Source organism: Streptomyces sp. ACA25 (genome assembly GCF_028200735.1).
GTDB lineage: Bacteria > Actinomycetota > Actinomycetes > Streptomycetales > Streptomycetaceae > Streptomyces.
In genome coordinates this window covers 587973-605184 of record NZ_JAQKPV010000001.1, presented here as the reverse complement: position 1 = coordinate 605184, position 17212 = coordinate 587973, and the positions used below count along the sequence as shown (strand labels likewise).

Genomic DNA, 17212 nt, shown 5'->3' with positions numbered 1-17212 from the left:
ACCGGTCCGGCCGCGCGTGCTTCCATGTTCCCCGCCTCGGCGACAGCGGTAGTGCGGGGGGGGCGGCTTCCCGGACCATCCAGCAGAAGGGGGCTACCTCAGCCTGGTCGCATGGCTATGCACTGAGTGAGTGGTCGGACACACTCGGTGGAACCGACACGGAGGGGGAGTCGATGGCGATCAAGGTACTGCCGGTATCGGGAGAGCAAACCGATCTACTTGGCGCGGTCGTGGCTTTGGGGGATCGATACACCAAGTGGCTGGGGCTGCTCACGCCGCCTGCCTACCGTGCGGCTGCCGAGGACGGCGGTCTCCTCGTCGCTGTGGAAGGGGAGGAGGTTGTCGGGTACGCACTGTTCGGACTGCCGAAGCGCAGCACCCACGTGCGCCTTGCCCATCTATGCGTACCCGAGGAACACCGAGGCAAGGGCATCGCCCGTCGACTGATTCAGTCCCTTTGTGAGCGGCACCCGGAGCGGCTTGGGATCAGGGCCAGGTGTCGGCGTGACTATGACCTCAGCGGGATGTGGACCAGCCTGGGCTTTGTCCCCCTTGGTGAAGGGCTGGGCCGGGGCCGGGACCAGGCGACCCTGGACACCTGGTGGCTCGACTTTGGGCACCAGGATCTGTTCGCAGAGGTCAAGAGCGACGCCCTGCTGGTGGTAACCGTGGACCACAGCGTCTTCGCCGGTCTACGAGGTATGGGCAACGCGTCCGACGTCGCGGAGTCGCGTGCTCTGGAAGCCGGCTGGCTTGCCGACCTGATCGAGCTCGCATTCACACCGCAATTGCTGCACGACGTGCGGGATGTCGCCGATCGAACCGCGCGGCAGCATCTGCGTGCTGGGCTGCCGAGCCTTCGGCAGATTAGCCCTGACCCGGCCACCGTGACCTCCCGGCACAAACAACTCCTGGCCGCCGTGGAACAGAAGCTGCCGGAGCTGTCGCTCGACGCAAAGATGCGGAGCAGACTCAAGTACGTGGCCGAGACGTCCTGCGTCGGGCTCCAGGTTCTGGTGACCCGCGACCTGGCGCTGGCTCGTCTGGCCGACATCGCCTGGGATGTCGCCGGCGTCAGGGTGGTGGCTCCGTCCGTGGTGACCCTCCACGTCGACGAGCTGCGGCATGCTCAGCTCTATCGGCCGAAGGACCTTTTGGGCACCGCGTTCTCCGCAGGTGAAGTGGCGCCGGGCGGCGAGGGCGAGCTGGTCGTCTTTTTCGGTCAGGCGGACCGCGACGACGGATCTGCCTTCGAAGAGCAGCTCAAAGGCTTCGCCAACGATCAAGTCCTGTGGCGACGGGTACTACTGAGGGACGGAGAGCGACGCCCAGTAGCCCTGTACATCTGGGCCATGGATGGGCGGGAGCTGAACATCCCGTTGCTGCGTACCGCGACGCATCCACTCGAGGAGTCGCTCGCCCGTCAGCTACTCCTGATGCTCAAACGCCTGGGGCGGGACCACGGTGCTCAGGCCATCCGCATCACCGATCGCTCTCTCTCGCCCGCAACGCGGGCGGCGGCCGGCGCGGACGGTTTCACCGAGCACTCCGGCGACCTCATCACACTGCTTGTGGACGTCTGCGGGTCTGCCGCTGAAGTGTCCGGTGCGGCGGCCGGGATCGCGGGGCGTCTGGGGCTTGCCGTACCCGAACTGCACGCCGGGCTCCCCGCTGAAGTGGCGAGCATCGCCGAGCGTGCCTGGTGGCCTGCGAAGATCATCGACGCCGAACTACCCTCGCTCAGTGCACCCATCGAGCCCCGGTGGTCGGCCGAACTTTTCGACTTCCCCACCATGCTCGTTCCACGCGGCGAGGTACTGGGCATCAGCCGCGAGCATGTCTATTACCGCTCGCCGGGCCACCGGGGTGAAAGCGTCCCTGCCCGCCTTCTCTGGTACGTGAGCAAGGGCAGGTCGGGACCGCAGGGCCAGATGGTCATCGGCTGCTCGCGCCTGGACGAGGTGGTGATCGACGAGCCGGACACCCTCTTCTCGCGATTCGAACACCTGGGCGTATATGGTCGTGAGCAAGTCCGTGCGGTGGCCGAACCCTACGGTAGGGCGATGGCGTTGAGGTTCTCGGACACCGAACTCTTCCCGATGCCGGTGCCCCTCGGACGTTTCAAGGCGTTGGCAGAGAGTCTGGGACTACCGTTGTCGCTGATCTCGCTGTCCAAGATCAGCAACGCGCTTTTCCAGGCGGTCTACGAAGAGGGGCACCGAAAGACGTGAGCGATACGGAACGCGCAATGCTGCTGTCCGTCCACCCCCGGTTCGCGTCGGCGATCCTGGCGGGCAGCAAGACGGTGGAGATCCGGCGGCAGCGCGTGGGGGCGCCTCCCGGCACCCGCGTGCTCCTCTACGCAACTGCGCCGACCATGGCCATCGTCGGCATGGCCCACATTGCCTCCGTGCAGGTGGCTTCGCCTCGCGACGTGTGGTCCGCCAGCCGCACCCGCGCTGGGATCAGCAGGCGTGAGTACGACGCCTACATGAGCGGCGCAGCACAGGCCAGCGGCCTCACTCTTGAGCACCCCGTGACGTTCCAAGAACCAGTTCCGCTGAGCGCCCTCAGGGCCGCGGGCGCCTTTCATCCACCGCAGAGTTACCGATACCTGAAGGGGAGCGATCTGCGGCAATTGGCCGCAGCGGCGCAGACCGGTGGCGAGGAGGCCCTGCGCTGTGTGCTCAACGACGTCGTTTCGCCCTGAGGGCCACACTCATCGTGCTGTCAGGGGCCAGGTCACCCACCAGCACGGCGAGGGGTGCCTCCTCATGGTTTGCGGCGTCAAGCGCGGTCTACTTGGCGGCGAGGCCCGGATCCCAGTCCGCCTCGACCGGCCACCCGTCGAGTGGTAGCTGCGGGTTGCCCTCGGCCTGGCTGCGAGCGGCAAGGCACTGGCCGCCTCTCCACGCACGTCAGGCCCGGCCTGCTCTCTCTCAGTACCGGGCCTGGCATGTGGTTTAAGAACCTACCAAGAAGCCTACGGGTGCCCGGCTCTGGCGGAATTTCGCCGGTCAAGGTCAGGTGGATCGTCCTCAGCCCCGACGCTTGGGCTCGTCGCATGGGGAAGCGCCCTCGATAACGTCTCCCCCGGGGAGGATGTCCAGGTGAACGATGACGAGGCCCTCAACGCGGCCGTGCGAGCGCTGCTGTCGGACCCATGGACGGATCCAGGCATCAGCGTGGAGACCGTTGGGCAGGCCGCCCGCGCGGTGGAGCTACTGGACAAGGGCCTTCGGAACGGGCCCGGCGTCTTCCGTCTGATGGCCGAGGGAGGGCAAAGGGGTGCCGAGACCCTCTCGTCGGATCGGCTGCAGGTCCTGTCGGAAATGGTGCAGAACGCCGACGACATAGGGGCCAGCCAAGTCCGGTTCGTCTGGCGTCCTGAGGAGCTGCTGATTGCCCACGACGGCAAGGGCGTGCGGCTGGCCGACGTCCTGCTGCTCGGTCTGCCGTGGCTCAGCGGGAAGACCTCCGACGCGGAGGCCACTGGGCGATTCGGCATTGGGCTGGCAACCTTGCGCGCCCTCGCCACCACCTGGGAGGTGCACTGTCACCCCTTCCACGTGAGGTTCGCCGACCTCACCATCCGGGCGGTTGAACCGCTACTGGCGCCGGAGCAACTCGCGGGGCCTCAGTGGACGGTCTTCCGTATCCCGCTGGCCCCCGCCGAGCTATCCGCCTCGGAACTCTTCGAGTGGTTCGAGACCTGGAACGACAGTTCCTTGCTTTTCCTCCGGCATGTGAGGCGGGTCGAGGCCTCTGGTGACTTCCCTGATGAGCAGAGGCCCGACGAAAAGCCACCGGTGACGCTTAGGCTGAGCTGGACGGAGATCGACAGGCGAAGGCTGCCCATCGACGGTGAGGATGCGGGTGTCCGGATCCGTGAGGCCCGGACAACCAGTGGGGCATTGTGGAGGGTCTACGACGCCCAAATCGCGCCCCACGGCACCAGCACGCGTCGGCACAAGGCGGTCGGAGTCTCAATGCCGGTCGCCGTCGCGTTGCCGGTGCACGGCCCGGAGACGGGCAGTGTGCACGCGGGGCTACCAGTTGTGGAGTTGAGAGCCGCGGCCCGCGTGCACGCCCAATTCGACCCCGTCGTCAGCCGTGAAGGCTTCGCTGCCAGTCGATGGAACGACGAGCTCATCCCGCTCGTCACGGACCTCTGGGCCGCTGCCGCCCTCGATGTGCTCAGCGACGTCGAACCGTCGGCTTGGCACCTAGTCCCGCTGCCCTCACTTTCCGATCCCTCGTCACCCACTCGAATCCAGGACAGCATCCGTGCGGCGCTTATCGACCGGTCCCGCACGTGGCTGGCTTCCCGGCTCTCCCTGCCCTGCCCGGACGGGACCAAGAAGCCGCTCTCGGCGCTCGCTGTCGAGGAACCGCAACTATGGGGCGTGCTGGATGACCAGGACATCGCACGGCTCGCCGAGCTGCCGGGCACCTTTCCGCACCGCGCCCGTGACAGCGCCACCAGTGGCGTGCGGTGCTCACCGACTGGCGCGACGATGGCACCGCGGAACTCTCCGATGAAGTGCGGGTCAGTGACGCGCTTTTTTCCCTTGACAGCACCGAGTACGACATCGGGCAGACGATCCATCTCACGGCGGTCGCCATCGAGGAGGGCCTCGACTACCTGGTGCGCAACCAGCCGTGTGTCATCACAGCCGATGGCCAGCGTCTACGGCCTTCGGCAGTCGGCGTCGCATTGGCGGAGCACCAGGAAACCGAGCCACGTGGCACGGCCCCGCTCGATGCGCTGGGCATCGTCGTCAGCCTCCACGCCGACTACACGCAGGACGCACAGTTGTCCCAACCTGTCCTCGACTGGCTGCGCAGAGAGGACCTTTTGGTACGTCGCGACGACACCGCGGCCGTGCTGCGGCGAATCGGACGCATGGGACGCGCCAGCCAGCGGATCGGCGGTGAGGCGGGATGCGGGATCCAGCAGCTCGTGGCCATCCAGCGAGCCTTGGGAGAAGTGTCGGCGAAGGTACGTGAGCGACTCGGCCCCGGCATCGGACAGGCCGTACTCCTCGACGGCTACACATACGACTCCGAAGGCAACGAAAAGCCGTGCAAAGTGCAGCCCGCACACGCCTACCTCCCCCAGACACTCGAGAGCACTGACGGAGATCGTTTCGCCATCGCCGCGGGAAAGACCTCCGGTATCAGGTGGGCGCACCGCTCCTACGCACGCACTTTGCTGTCCCAAGCAGACTGCGGGTTGAGCCGCACGGCCTTCCTGCGCCTCCTCGGAGTGTCGGACACACCCCGGCTCAAGGAGGTTCAGCCAAGCTGGGAGACCAAGGAGTACGAGACGGATTCCCGGATCGGCCTCCCACGCGACAGCCAGCTGTCGCCGGCCACCCGCACGAGGGAACTGCGCCGGCTGGGCGCGTACTACACGCTGGACGACTGCATAAGTTCGGACCTGGACGCCGTGGTGCAGCACATCATCTCCGAGCAGAACCCGCAGGAGCGTAGGCGTCGTACGGCGGCCTTGCTGCAGACGTTGGGCAAGCCAGGCATGATCACATCCTCCGATCACGCGGAGGTACAGGCGGCGAAGGCGCACTACCGATGGAACGTGTGTGGCCAGACAGCAGCCCTGTGGGTCTTGCGCCTACGGGAGACCGCCTGGTTGGAGGACAGCAGCGGCACCCTTCGCACGCCGGAGGAGGTGCACTTGTGCACGCGCGACGCGAAGGCGCTTTACGGAGACGACGACCCGGGTTATCTGCACTCCTCGATCCATCAGGCCGTGTCCAATCGCATCGATGTCCTGGCGGCTCTTGGAGTGAACGGCGACCCTGATGTTCCTCAGCTGGTCAAGCGACTGCGTGAGCTACGACAGCGCTCCCCGGCTTCCGGCCCGTTGGACGACCGTCTCAGGCCCGAGGTGTATCTCGTCTATCAGGCGCTGGCAGGGCGGCTGCGCGGTCAGGCGTCGGGCACGTCCCGCATCGAGCTGCGCAAGAAGATCCGGGATGCATTCAGCGGCACCGATCTCGTCCTCACCGACCAGGGGTGGCAGCGGGCGGGAAACTGCTTCCGTGGCCGCACGATCCTGCGCGGCTTCCGGCCTTTCACCATCCCTCACCCTGAGCTGAACCCGCTCTGGGACGATCTCGGGATCGAAGAGCCGAGGCTTGAGGACCTCGCCGATGTACTGAAGGAGATCGGACAGTCCGGCACCAACCTCCAAGCGGACCAGCAACGCGTGATGCTGGAGGCGCTCAGGTCCCTTGCCGACATGGTCACCTCTGCTGAGGGCCGCGTCTCGCTCGGCCTGCGTTCCAAGCTGCGCTGGCTGCGGCTGTACACCACCCTCGGCTGGACGAAGGAGCGGCCTGTCTACGCGGTGGACCACCCCGCCATCGTGCGCACGCTCGGCGAGCGCCTGCCCGTCTGGCAGCCGGGAGGAGATCTGCAGCAATTCGTCGGCCTGCTGGGTCTCCTCAAGGTGCACAGGCTGGAGACGTCCGAAGCTTGCGTCGTCGCCCGGGACCGCGCGCGTCCTGACCGCCAGCTCACTGAGGACTTCCGGTGGGCGGTGACGAGCCTGCAGGACACCCTCGTACGCGACGAGCCGGCCGCCGCCGAGGCTTTCACCGGCTGGGCCTGGCTAATGGAGCTTGAGGTGCGAGTCTTGCCAGGACTACAGATCCGGCTGGACCTGGCCGAGGGCCACAAGACGATCGAGGTCCGGGTCGACGCACACGTCGACCCGGAAGCCAAGGCCCTCTTTCTGGCTGCCCCCGAGGCAATGCGTAGCAGGGGAGGAGGGCTGGCCGTGGCCTCCCTGTTCCCTAGCGAGCGCGCTCACGTCGGGCACCGCTGGCGTGACCTCTGGGAAGAAGGCCGACCGCAGGACGCCCTCGTCGCTCCGCTCGTCCCATCCGCTCAGCAGGATCACCAGGACCGCGAGCGTCTGGCCTCACAGTTGCGGGAGCGGAAATTGTCGCAGCCCCCAGGCCCAACGGTGCCGGTACAGACACGCGTCCCGGTGACCCCGCCCATCGGCGTCCCGTCCCCTACGCCTCCGTCGGCTCCTGTGCCCTCGCCCGCCCCTGCACCTCCGTCTGCTCCCACTCCATCCAGCACGGCGTCCCCGTCTGCCCCGCCGATGGCCGAACCCCGCAAGCTATTCTCTCTGGCCGAACTGCAGGCGCGTACCCCGCAGGCCGTCCGTACCACTACCGCGTCGCAGCCCCGTCCCACGTCCGCCTCGGGAAGGCGACGTGCCGCCTCACTGCCGCAACCGCGTGAGGGTGGGGCCGTGCCGAACGAGCGTTGTGGACCGCTTGGCTACCGGGACCAAGACAAGGAGAAGATCGTCCTGCAACTGCTGATGCGAATTCTTCACGAGCAGGGTCGGACGCTGGAGGACCAGCGAGGTCTATTGCGGTTGGGCGCGGACGCCGTCGATTCGGCAGACCACTTCTACGAGATCAAGGCACACGGTGGGGCAGAGCCCACCGAAGTCACCCTCACCAGCGCGGAGCTCATGCGAGCGCTCACGGAGGGAAGTAACTACTCGCTTGTCATCGCCTCGAACCTGGAGGAAGGCAGGGGCACTCCGACGCTCCGGATCATCTCCGATCCGTTGCGCTTCTTTGATGTCGAAGCGACGGCTGAGGTGAAGCTCAAGGGTGTGCGGGACAGCGCTGTCGAAGCGACGGTGTGGCAGTGGCCGGACTCCGGGGTGTGACAACGGGAGGTCGCGCTCGGCGTGTGGTCAAGCGGGCCTCTGGCGGGCGGGCTGATGGGAGCCAATCGGGAGCCGGATGTCGAGGTTGGCTCCCGATGGCTACCAAAGTGGCCTCTCCACGCACGTCAGGCCCGGCACTGATCTCTCAGTACCGGGCCTGACCTGGTGTTCCTTCAGTCGGGGTGGCGGGATTTGAACCCACGACCTCTTCGTCCCGAACGAAGCGCGCTGCCAAGCTGCGCCACACCCCGAAGCAACGTCGACTACTCTAGCCGACGCCCGCGTGTACGCGAAATCAGCTTTCGCCGCCGCCGACCTGCGGTCTCAGGGCCGTTCGACGAGGGTGAGCAGGGTGGCCTCCGGGGGGCAGGCGAAGCGGACCGGGGTGTAGCGGTTGGTGCCGCATCCGGCCGATACGTGCAGGTAGGAGCGGTGCCCACCGGCTTCGTGCGCGGACAGGCCGCTCACCCGCCGGGTGTCGAGATCGCAGTTGGTGACGAGCGCCCCGTAGAAGGGGATGCACAGCTGTCCGCCGTGCGTGTGCCCGGCGAGGATCAGCGGGTACCCGTCGGCGGTGAAGGAGTCGAGCACCCGGAGGTAGGGCGCGTGCACCACCGCGAGGGAGAGGTCCGCGTCCGGGTCCGGGCCGCCGGCGACCTCGGCGTAGCGGTCCCGGCGGATGTGCGGGTCGTCCAGGCCGGTGAGGGCGACCTCGACGCCGGCGGCCTTCAGCCGCCCCCGGGTGTTGGTGAGGTCCGCCCAGCCGGCCTCGTCGAAGGCGTCGCGCAGCTCCCACCAGGGGTTGCGGGGCACCCCGACGGGACGCGCGTTGCCGTTCAGGCCGTGCCGGCCGGTGGTGCGCTCCAGCAGGTACTTGGCGGGGTTGCGGAGCTGGGGGGCGTAGTAGTCGTTGGAGCCGAAGACGTAGGCGCCGGGGAACTCCATCAGCGGACCCAGTGCGTCCAGCACCTCGGGCACGCCTTCGGGGTCGGACAGGTTGTCCCCGGTGTTGATGACGAAGTCCGGGCGCAGGCCGGCGAGGGACTGCAGCCAGCGCTGCTTCTTGTGCTGGCCGCCCACCATGTGGATGTCGGAGACCTGCAGCACCCGGAGCGAGGGCGTTCCGGGCGGCAGTACCGGCACGGTCACCCGACGCAGCCGGAAGGAGCGGGCTTCCACTCCCGCGGCGTAGCCGACGACGGCGGCGCTCAGTGCGGCCAGGCCAAGGGGTACTCCGTATCGCGCGCGCATGCCTCCATGGTTCCAGAACGCCGGGGTACCGGACGCCACCGGGCTCTGCCCGGGTACCAAGGAGTCAGGACCAGGAGGAATCCGGAAGAAACCGGAGGAAGACCGGAGGAACACCGCGGGTGCTCAGGGCGCTGAACCCGGCGGGAGCGCCCGGAACCGCCAGGCCTCGGCAACGTCCGTAACCGTCCGGAACCGCAGCGAAGGAGTGACACCGCTCATGGCGTCGCAGGAGCCTGCCACCGTCGTGTTCACCTGGTATGTCACGCCGGGACGCGAGGAGGAGTTCGAGGACTGGCTGCACGGCATCACCCAGGTGGGCATCACCTACCCGGGGTCGCTGGGCTCCACCATTCTGCGGCCCCGCAGTGCGGGGGATCCGTACCACATCGTTGTCCGGTTCTCGGACACCGAGCGGCTCACGAGCTGGCTGGAGTCGGACGAACGCCGGGCCTGGCTCGATGATGTGCGCGGCAGCGCCGGCCACCACACCCAGCAGCACACCGGGCTGGAGACCTGGTTCAGCCTGCAGGGCACCGCGGTGCGGCCTCCGCCGCGCTGGAAGATGACCGTGATGACCTTTCTCGCGGTCTATCCGCTGAGCGTGCTGCTGAACTGGCTCGTCGCTCCGCATCTCCAGGACGTGCAGCTGCTGCTGCGGTCGCTGCTCTTCCCGGTCGTGGTGCCTCCGCTGCTCACGTATCTGATCATGCCGGCGTTCAGCCGGGTGTTCCGGCGCTGGCTGTACCCCTCGCAGCGCTGAGCCGCCCGGCCGCCGCCTGCCACAATGACGTCATGACCACGTTCAAGTCCCGGCTGCGGGACGACCTGACCGCAGCGATCAAGGCGCGCGACGAGTTGCGTTCCGGCACGCTCCGGATGACTCTCGCCGCCATCAGCAAGGAGGAGGTCTCGGGCAAGACGGCCCGTGAGCTCTCCGACGAGGAAGTGCAGAAGGTCATCGCGCGGGAGGCCAAGAAGCGCCGCGAGGCGGCCGAGGCCTTCGATCAGGGCGGCCGGGCCGAGTCGGCGCGGCGGGAACGGGCGGAGGGCGAGCTGCTCGCCGAGTACCTGCCGAAGCCGCTCACGGACGAGGAGCTGGACGGGCTGGTGGCGGAGGCCGTCACCGAGTCCGGGGCCGAGGGGCCGCGGGCCATGGGGGCGGTCATGAAGATCGTCAACCCGAAGGTCGCGGGCCGGGCCGACGGCGGCCGGGTGGCTGCCGCGGTGAAGAAGGCCCTGCAGGGCTGACCGAGCCGGCTGGGAGGCGCTGCGTGCCCGGCGGGAGGGGTGAGAGCTTCGGGCCCTCGCCCCTCCGGAAGCGGCCTTTCCTGAAGCGGCCTTTCCGGGAGCCACCCTTCCGGGAGCCGCGGCAGCGGGTGCCGTGGCGGCGTGAGCCGCCCGGTGCCGCGGGGTGGTCAGTCGCCCCGGCCGCGGTTGCCGTTCGGCCCGCCGTTGGCACCTCCGCTGAGGAAGTCCGGCCAGGTGTCGGGGTCCTCCCAGTCCCAGTCGCCGCCCCCGTTGGCCTGGCCGCCGGGCCTGCCGCCGCCGGGCCGGTTGTCGTCCTGGTCCTCTTCCTCGTCGTCGTCCATGTTGCCGCGCGGGACTTCTTCGTGGTTGAAGGAGGATGCCGGCACCCCGTCGAGCGCGCCGTTCATCGCTTCCTTCCAGATCGGCCCGGGCAGACCGCCACCGGTGACCTTGTCGTAGTACTGACCGCCGATGGTGATGTCGTACATGCGGAGCAGATCGCCGTCACTGCCGACCCGCACGGCGGTGGACACGTCGGGGGTGTAGCCGACGAACCAGGCGTCGTGACGGCCGTCCGTGGTGCCGGTCTTACCCGCGTTGTCGCGTCCGGTGAGCCCGGCAGCTTGGCCCGTGCCGTCCTGGACGACGCCGAGGAGCATCATGTTGATGTAGTCGGCGTTGAGCTCCGACATCACCCGGGAGCAGTCGGCCTCCGCGATGGGCAGCTCGTCGCCCTCGGCGTCCGTGACACCGGTGATGGCGACGGGGCTGCAGTAGACGCCGCGGTTGGCGAAGGTCGCGTAGGCGTTGGCCATCTGCAGCGGGGCGATGGTCTCACCGCCGAGGGTCATCGACGGGTTGACCCCCAGCGGGTCGTTGTCGCCACGCTCGACACCCATCTCCGCGGCGAGGAGAGCGGTCTCGCACATCCCCGCGTCCTGCTGGAGCATGGCGAAGTAGGTGTTCACCGAGCGGCCGAGGGCCTCGGTCATGTCCCAGGTGCCCTCCATGTCCTCCGACTCGTTCTGGAGCTCCCAGGTGTGGTCCTCGCTGTTGCCGAGCGGCTGGCCCTCGCAGTTCTGGAAGTCCCGCATGGGCAGCTCGAGCTCGTTGCCCGAGGAGTAGGTCTGGTCCGGGTTGATGCCCTTCTCCAGGGCCGCGGCGGCCGTGATGGGCTTGAAGGTGGAGCCCGGCTGGAAGCCGTACGTGCTGCCGCCCATCGCGTGGGAGACGTTGAGGTTGATCGTCGTCTGGTGCTCGTTCGGATCGTTGCCGTACGGGCGGCTCTGTGCCATGGAGAGGATGTGCCCGGTGCCCGGCTCCACCTGCACCACCGTGGCGGCGACGGAGTCGTCGGGGTTGACCCGGCTCACCGCGGCGGAGGCCGACGCGGCCTGGGCCTTGGGGCTGAGCGTGGTCCGGATCGTCATGCCGCCCAGGTCCCAGCGGGCGCGCCGCTCGGCCTCGTCGTCGCCGAAGATCTTGTTGCTGAGGAACTCCTGGCGCACGTAGTCACAGAAGAAGCCGGCGTCGTGGACGGCGGTGATGCAGCCGTTCTGCGGACGGCTGACCTCGAGCCCGAGGTCTCTCTCCCTGGCCTCCGCGGACTCCTCCGGGGTGATGTCCCCGACTTCCTCCATCCGCTGGAGAACGACGTTGCGGCGCTTCTTGGCTTCCTGTTCGTCGTTGACGGGGTCGTAGCGGCTGGGTGACTGCACCAGGCCGGCCAGCAGGGCCGCCTCGTGGAGCTCGAGATCGGCGGCCGACTTCGAGAAGTAGCGCTGGGAGGCGGCCTCGACCCCGTAGGCCTGCTGCCCGAAGAACGTGATGTTGAGGTAGTTCTCCAGGATCTGGTCCTTGGTGAGCTCCTCCTCGAGCTGGATCGCGTACTTCAGCTCGCGGATCTTGCGGCCGACGGTCTGCCGGGTCGCCTCGGCGACGGCGTCGGCGTCGTTCCCCGCCTCCTCGACGAAGACGTTCTTCACGTACTGCTGGGTGAGGGTGGAGGCTCCCTCGGAGGTGGTGCCCTCCTCGATGTTCCGGTTCAGCGCCCGGAGCACTCCGCGGAGGTCGATCGCACCGTGCTCGTAGAACCTCGCGTCCTCGATCGCGATGATGGCCTGCCGCATGTGCGGGGCGATCTCGTCGAACCCCACGACGGTACGGTTCCGGGAGTAGACGTCCGCGATCTTGCCGCCCTCGGCATCCAGGATCGTGGTCTTCTGGCTCAGCGGGGGGCGGGTGAGCTGGGTCGGGATCTCGTCGAACCCCTGGATCGTGCCCTTGGCCGCCAGGCCCAGGGCACCCACCGCGGGAAGCGCGAGCCCGGCCAGTACGGCCCCGGACAACACGCTGACCCCGAGAAACTTCGCTGCCTGCTGAGCCGTGCTCAGTCCGCCGCCAGGACGCTGCCTTCCCATGCCGGCCAGCTTACGTTCTGAAAAGCCGGACAGGGCGCCACCCGGTCACCTAAACTGACTGCGCGTCTCACACAAACGGACGACAGTCAAGCTCGCCGTCACTCTTTGGAGTGAAGTCGCTGCACCGACGTGCGGGGGGACTCCGCAGTCACACCTCCCCACCCCCGCGCCCGAATTGCGAGAAATATACCCATTGGTGGAGTGGTGACACCCACCGCCTTCTCACTCTGACGGGTGACCCCCCAACCACCCATAGTCCGAATGGGCCATTCAAGATTAGGCCCGCTGGGGGTGTTGCGCTCCGTCGACCTTCCGTAACGTCCTCAACTGGCAAGGGTGAATATGCCACTTGCCGCCGTGGGGGAGCCTCGATTCGGGAGAGGACGGCACCGGAATGGGCTGGGTAACCGACTGGAGTGCGCAGGCAGCCTGCCGCACGACGGATCCGGACGAACTGTTCGTACAAGGAGCGGCTCAGAACAGAGCCAAGGCGGTGTGCACCGGTTGCCCGGTGCGGACCGAGTGTCTCGCTGACGCACTCGACGACCGTGTCGAGTTCGGGGTCTGGGGCGGAATGACCGAGCGGGAGCGACGCGCGCTGCTGCGCCGCAGACCCACGGTCACGTCCTGGCGCCGTCTGCTGGAGACGGCCAAGTCGGAGTACGAACGCGAGATGACGAGGGAGGCGGCCCCGGAACGAACCGTGCACGTGGCCTGAGGCGACCGCGCCGGAGCCCGCGGGACCGCGTGGGCTGCCAGGGCCCTGCCGCGCACGGCGGACACCGCGGGCGGGACACGCCCGCGGCGCGACTCCGCCGGTGCGGAAGCCACAGGCCGGGGCGTCGCCGGGAGCCGGGCCGGACGACACGCGAGAGGTACCGGCCGAACGGCGGTACCGGTCCCTCGACGCGGCGCTCCGGCTCCGGCCCGGTGGCACGGCACGGGCCCGGGGCGGCGGCGCGGTACCGGAGCCCAAGCCGGATGGCGCGGCACCCGGGCCGAGTGGCGCGCCACCGGATCGGCAGCTCCACCTCCCACCGGCTCCACCTCCCACCGGCCGGACCCCGGCCCGGCCGGCACTGGGCGAGCAACCGCCGGTAAGGGATTAGAGTCAGGGCCATGACGAAGTGGGAATACGCGACCGCACCGCTGCTCATCCACGCGACGAAGCAGATTCTGGACACCTGGGGCGAGGACGGCTGGGAGCTCGTCCAGGTTGTGCCGGGGCCCAACGCCGAACAGCTCGTGGCTTACTTCAAGCGGCCCAAGCCGTGACTGGGGCCGTCGAAGCAAAGCTTGCCGAGCTGGGGCTGACGCTTCCGGAGGTGGCGGCACCGCTGGCCTCGTACGTGCCTGCCGTGCGCACCGGCCCGTACATCTACACCTCCGGGCAGCTGCCTCTGGTCCGCGGCGAATTGCCGATGACCGGGAAGGTCGGCGCGGAGGTGACCGCCGAGGAGGCCAAGGACCTGGCGCGGCTCTGCGCGCTGAACGCACTGGCCGCGGTGAAATCGGTTGCCGGAGACCTCGACCGCATTGCCCGGGTGGTGAAGGTCGTCGGTTTTGTGGCCTCAGCACCGGACTTCACCGGCCAGCCGGGCGTCATCAACGGGGCCAGCGAACTGCTGGGCGAGGTCCTCGGGGACAAGGGCGTGCACGCCCGCAGCGCCGTGGGCGTGGCGGTTCTCCCGGTCGACTCCCCCGTCGAGGTGGAGCTCCAGGTGGAACTCACGGCCGAGCCGGGCGAGTGAACACGTAAGGCAGCGGCCCGGCACCGGTCGGGGGGGCGCTCACCCGAGTGGTGCCGGGCCGGTGCGCCCGTCCCCCAGAATGGGCCCATGGCTGAGCATGCTGAGCACGTGGAAATCATGCCCGACTGGGAAAAGCGCTTTCGGGCAGCCCGCGTCGGGCTCCCCGAGTGGGCGGAGGACGCACCGGAACGTTCGCTGTTCCTCTCCAACGCGACCGGCACTTTCGAGCTGTACGTATGGGACCGGGGAACGGGAGAGCAGCGGCAGGCCACGGACCGGCCCAACGGCACCCTGGACGGGACGCTGACCCCGGACGGGGCGTGGCTGTGGTGGTTCTCCGACACCGACGGGGACGAGTTCGGCGTCTGGATGCGGCAGCCCTTCGAGGGCCCGCCGGACGAGGCGGAGGGCACCGGCGCCGACGAGCCCGCGGTCCCGGGCCTGGCGCCCGCGTACCCGGCAGGGCTGGCGCTCGGCCGGGACGGCACGGCTGTCATCGGGCGGATGACGGACGAGGACGGTTCGACCGTCCACGTGGCGCGGCCGGGCGCCGCCCCGGTGGAGATCTACCGGCACCGGCAGTCCGCCGGCGTCGGTGACCTCTCGCACGACGGCCGACTGCTCGCCCTCGAACACACGGAACACGGCGACGCGATGCACTCCGCGGTGCGGGTGGTACGGCTCGACGGTTCGCCGGTCGCCGAACTCGACGACACCCGGGGCGGCACCGAGGAGCTCGGGCTTCTCGTGCTGGGCTTCGCCCCGGTGCCCGGAGACCCCCGGTTGCTCATCGGGCATCAGCGGCGCGGCCGTTGGGAGCCGGCCCTGTGGAACCCGCTGACCGGCGACTTCCAGGAGCCGGCCATCGACCTCCCGGGGGACGTGACCGCCGAGTGGTACCCGGACGGCCGGGCGCTGCTCGTCATGCACAGCTACCGGGCCCGCAGCGAGCTGTGGCGCTACGACCTGGCCGAGCGGTCCCTCAGCCGCCTGGAGACCCCTGCGGGCACGGTATCCGGCGGGTCCGCGCGGCCGGACGGATCGGTGGAGTACCTGTGGTCCTCCGCCGCGAAGCCGCCGCAGGTCCGGTCCACCGCGGGCGGTGTCGTGCTGGATCCGCCGGGGATGACCGCCCCCGGCTCGGTCCTGGTGGAGGACCTGTGGGTGGAGGGCCCCGGAGGGCTCATCCACGCACTGGTGCAGAAGCCGGAGGGCGAGGGACCGTTCCCGACAGTGTTCGACGTCCATGGCGGGCCGACCGCGCACGACAGCGACGCCTTCGCGGCGCAGCCCGCCGCATGGGTGGACCACGGCTTCGCGGTGGTCCGGGTCAACTACCGGGGCTCCACCGGTTACGGGCGGGAGTGGACCGACGCGCTCAAGCACCGGATCGGGCTGATCGAACTGGAGGACATCGCGGCGGTCCGGGAGCAGTGCGTGTCCTCGGGCCTGTCCGACCCGGAGCGGATGGTGCTGACCGGCGGTTCCTGGGGCGGCTACCTGACGCTCCTGGGCCTGGGCGTGCAGCCGGACCTGTGGGCGGTCGGCGTCGCCGCAGTGCCCGTCGCGGACTACGTGGCCGCCTACGAGGACGAGATGGAGGGCCTGCGGGCGATGGACCGCACCATCCTGGGAGGCACCCCCGAGGAGGTGCCGGAGCGCTGGCGGGACTCGTCACCGATCACGTACGTGGACCGGGTCCGGGCACCCGTGTACATCTCGGCGGGCCTGAACGATCCGCGCTGCCCCATCCGGCAGATCGAGAACTACGTGGACCGGCTCCGGGAGCGGGGGGCGGCCCACGAGGTCTACCGCTACGACGCCGGGCACGGCTCGCTGGTGGTGGAGGAGCGGATCAAGCAGGTGGCGCTGGAGACCCAATTCGCCCTGCGGCACCTGCCGGTGAGCTCGCCGGGCTGACCGGGCGCCCCGGGCCGTCCGGACCGACGCTTCGGTCCGGACGGTCCGGGCGGTCCAGGTGCTCGGTACGGTCCGGGCGGTCAGCGGCAGGCGGTGGGCCGGCCGGACGAGGGCCGGACGGCGCGGGCTCCAGGCCCCGGGCCGCATCGTCCCGCAGCTCCGTCTCGCGGCGGAACAACCGGTACCACATGAAGATCACGAAGGCCGCGAAGACGAACCACTCGGCGGTGTAGCCGAGGTTCTGGAATGCCTTGAGGTCCAGCCCGGTGTTGGTGGGGGCAACCGCCGGTACCGCCCGCAGCGGCTCCTCAGCTGCCGCCACGGTGAGCCAGTGGTCCTCGACCTCGTACGGCAGGACGTTGATCAGAGAGGCCGCGCTGATCACCCCGAGCTGGCCGACCGGAAGGCCGCTGGGGGCGCTGACGCTTCTCGGGGACTCCGCCGCCTGCAGCGCGCCGGTGACGGTGACCTCACCGGAGGGTGGCGCGGGGACTGCCTCCGCGGCGGCCTCCCCCGGCATCCAGCCGCGCACGACCGGCACCGCGGGGCCGCCGCCCGACGGCAGCAGCGGGGTCAGGACGTAGAAGCCGCGCTCGCCGTCCACCACCCGCCGCGGGACCAGCAGCTCCTGCTCCGAGTCGTAGGAACCGGAGACCAGCGCCTGTTCTCCGACGGTGTCCGTGGTGACCGGGAGCAGGGTGTCCAGCGGCACGGCCTCCGCGGTGTCCGCCGAAGCGGCCTGCTCCTGGCGGTCCCGGTGGCTCTCGACCCGGTCCTCGAACCGGCCGAGCTGCCAGGCGCCCATCACCAGGCAGAAAGGGATCGCCAGCGCGACGAAGACGTTGATGACCCACCAGCGCGGGGTCAGCAGGAACCGGTACACGCGAGCAACGGTACTA

Annotated in this window: 12 protein-coding genes, 1 tRNA gene and 1 pseudogene; 10 read left to right on the top strand and 4 right to left on the bottom strand. The window is 69.0% G+C overall.

The window, feature by feature from the left end:
• The first annotated feature begins 173 nt into the window (after nucleotides 1–173).
• From PJ985_RS02770 to PJ985_RS02760, 4 genes and pseudogenes are all read left to right on the top strand, one after another.
• Complete coding sequence (locus tag PJ985_RS02770; RefSeq protein ID WP_271681849.1) at nucleotides 174–2231, top strand: GNAT family N-acetyltransferase; 2058 nt, start codon at nucleotides 174–176, stop codon at nucleotides 2229–2231.
• Nucleotides 2228–2710, top strand: coding sequence for an ASCH domain-containing protein (locus tag PJ985_RS02765; RefSeq protein WP_271681848.1), 483 nt, complete (start codon nucleotides 2228–2230; stop codon nucleotides 2708–2710). Before PJ985_RS02770 ends, PJ985_RS02765 begins: the two co-directional genes overlap by 4 nt.
• A gap of 556 nt (nucleotides 2711–3266) precedes the next feature.
• Nucleotides 3267–3542, top strand: a pseudogene (locus PJ985_RS23425) (ATP-binding protein); the annotation flags it as partial.
• Nucleotides 3543–4495: 953 nt separating this feature from the next.
• Nucleotides 4496–7723, top strand: coding sequence for a hypothetical protein (locus tag PJ985_RS02760; RefSeq protein ID WP_271681847.1), 3228 nt, complete (start codon nucleotides 4496–4498; stop codon nucleotides 7721–7723).
• 177 nt (nucleotides 7724–7900) lie between these two features.
• Here PJ985_RS02760 and PJ985_RS02755 read toward each other — a convergent pair.
• Both PJ985_RS02755 and PJ985_RS02750 read right to left on the bottom strand, forming a co-directional pair.
• Nucleotides 7901–7974 (bottom strand) — tRNA-Pro (locus PJ985_RS02755).
• Nucleotides 7975–8047: 73 nt separating this feature from the next.
• Nucleotides 8048–8974, bottom strand: coding sequence for a metallophosphoesterase (locus PJ985_RS02750; RefSeq protein WP_271681846.1), 927 nt, complete (start codon nucleotides 8972–8974; stop codon nucleotides 8048–8050).
• Nucleotides 8975–9191: 217 nt separating this feature from the next.
• Between PJ985_RS02750 and PJ985_RS02745 the strand changes: the two genes are divergently transcribed.
• On the top strand, nucleotides 9192–9734 hold the full coding sequence (locus PJ985_RS02745; protein ID WP_271681845.1) for an antibiotic biosynthesis monooxygenase: 543 nt from the start codon (nucleotides 9192–9194) through the stop codon (nucleotides 9732–9734).
• Nucleotides 9735–9766: 32 nt separating this feature from the next.
• The gene (locus PJ985_RS02740; RefSeq protein ID WP_271681844.1) at nucleotides 9767–10222 is read left to right on the top strand and encodes a GatB/YqeY domain-containing protein; all 456 of its coding nucleotides are present in this window, start codon (nucleotides 9767–9769) and stop codon (nucleotides 10220–10222) included.
• 167 nt (nucleotides 10223–10389) lie between these two features.
• On the opposite strand, the gene PJ985_RS02735 is transcribed toward PJ985_RS02740, so the two are convergent.
• On the bottom strand, nucleotides 10390–12642 hold the full coding sequence (locus PJ985_RS02735) for a transglycosylase domain-containing protein (protein WP_271681843.1): 2253 nt from the start codon (nucleotides 12640–12642) through the stop codon (nucleotides 10390–10392).
• A 394-nt stretch (nucleotides 12643–13036) separates the two neighbouring features.
• Between PJ985_RS02735 and PJ985_RS02730 the strand changes: the two genes are divergently transcribed.
• The 4 genes from PJ985_RS02730 to PJ985_RS02715 all read left to right on the top strand — a co-directional run bounded on the left by PJ985_RS02730 (nucleotide 13037) and on the right by PJ985_RS02715 (nucleotide 16313).
• Nucleotides 13037–13360 carry a WhiB family transcriptional regulator gene (locus PJ985_RS02730; protein WP_271681842.1) on the top strand — a complete coding sequence of 108 codons (324 nt, stop codon included), beginning with the start codon at nucleotides 13037–13039 and terminating at the stop codon, nucleotides 13358–13360.
• A gap of 401 nt (nucleotides 13361–13761) precedes the next feature.
• Entirely contained in the window at nucleotides 13762–13917 is a 156-nt protein-coding gene (locus PJ985_RS02725) for a hypothetical protein (protein WP_271681841.1), read from the top strand.
• The gene (locus tag PJ985_RS02720) at nucleotides 13914–14393 is read left to right on the top strand and encodes a RidA family protein (protein WP_271681840.1); all 480 of its coding nucleotides are present in this window, start codon (nucleotides 13914–13916) and stop codon (nucleotides 14391–14393) included. The genes PJ985_RS02725 and PJ985_RS02720 overlap by 4 nt, the downstream gene beginning before the upstream one ends.
• Before the next feature lie 87 nt (nucleotides 14394–14480).
• On the top strand, nucleotides 14481–16313 hold the full coding sequence (locus PJ985_RS02715) for a S9 family peptidase (protein WP_443033370.1): 1833 nt from the start codon (nucleotides 14481–14483) through the stop codon (nucleotides 16311–16313).
• On the opposite strand, the gene PJ985_RS02710 is transcribed toward PJ985_RS02715, so the two are convergent.
• Nucleotides 16249–17196 carry an SURF1 family protein gene (locus PJ985_RS02710; RefSeq protein WP_271681839.1) on the bottom strand — a complete coding sequence of 316 codons (948 nt, stop codon included), beginning with the start codon at nucleotides 17194–17196 and terminating at the stop codon, nucleotides 16249–16251. The genes PJ985_RS02715 and PJ985_RS02710 overlap by 65 nt on opposite strands.
• Between the last annotated feature and the right edge of the window lie 16 nt (nucleotides 17197–17212).

What these genes read in the sequence shown, in the direction of transcription:
- PJ985_RS02735 (WP_271681843.1), bottom strand. Translation starts at nt 12,642, where the DNA reads ATGGGAAGGCAGCGTCCTGGCGGCGGACTGAGCACGGCTCAGCAGGCA.
- PJ985_RS02715 (WP_443033370.1), top strand. Translation starts at nt 14,481, where the DNA reads ATGGCTGAGCATGCTGAGCACGTGGAAATCATGCCCGACTGGGAAAAG.
- PJ985_RS02745 (WP_271681845.1), top strand. Translation starts at nt 9,192, where the DNA reads ATGGCGTCGCAGGAGCCTGCCACCGTCGTGTTCACCTGGTATGTCACG.
- PJ985_RS02725 (WP_271681841.1), top strand. Translation starts at nt 13,762, where the DNA reads ATGACGAAGTGGGAATACGCGACCGCACCGCTGCTCATCCACGCGACG.
- PJ985_RS02740 (WP_271681844.1), top strand. Translation starts at nt 9,767, where the DNA reads ATGACCACGTTCAAGTCCCGGCTGCGGGACGACCTGACCGCAGCGATC.
- PJ985_RS02730 (WP_271681842.1), top strand. Translation starts at nt 13,037, where the DNA reads ATGGGCTGGGTAACCGACTGGAGTGCGCAGGCAGCCTGCCGCACGACG.
- PJ985_RS02750 (WP_271681846.1), bottom strand. Translation starts at nt 8,974, where the DNA reads ATGCGCGCGCGATACGGAGTACCCCTTGGCCTGGCCGCACTGAGCGCC.
- PJ985_RS02770 (WP_271681849.1), top strand. Translation starts at nt 174, where the DNA reads ATGGCGATCAAGGTACTGCCGGTATCGGGAGAGCAAACCGATCTACTT.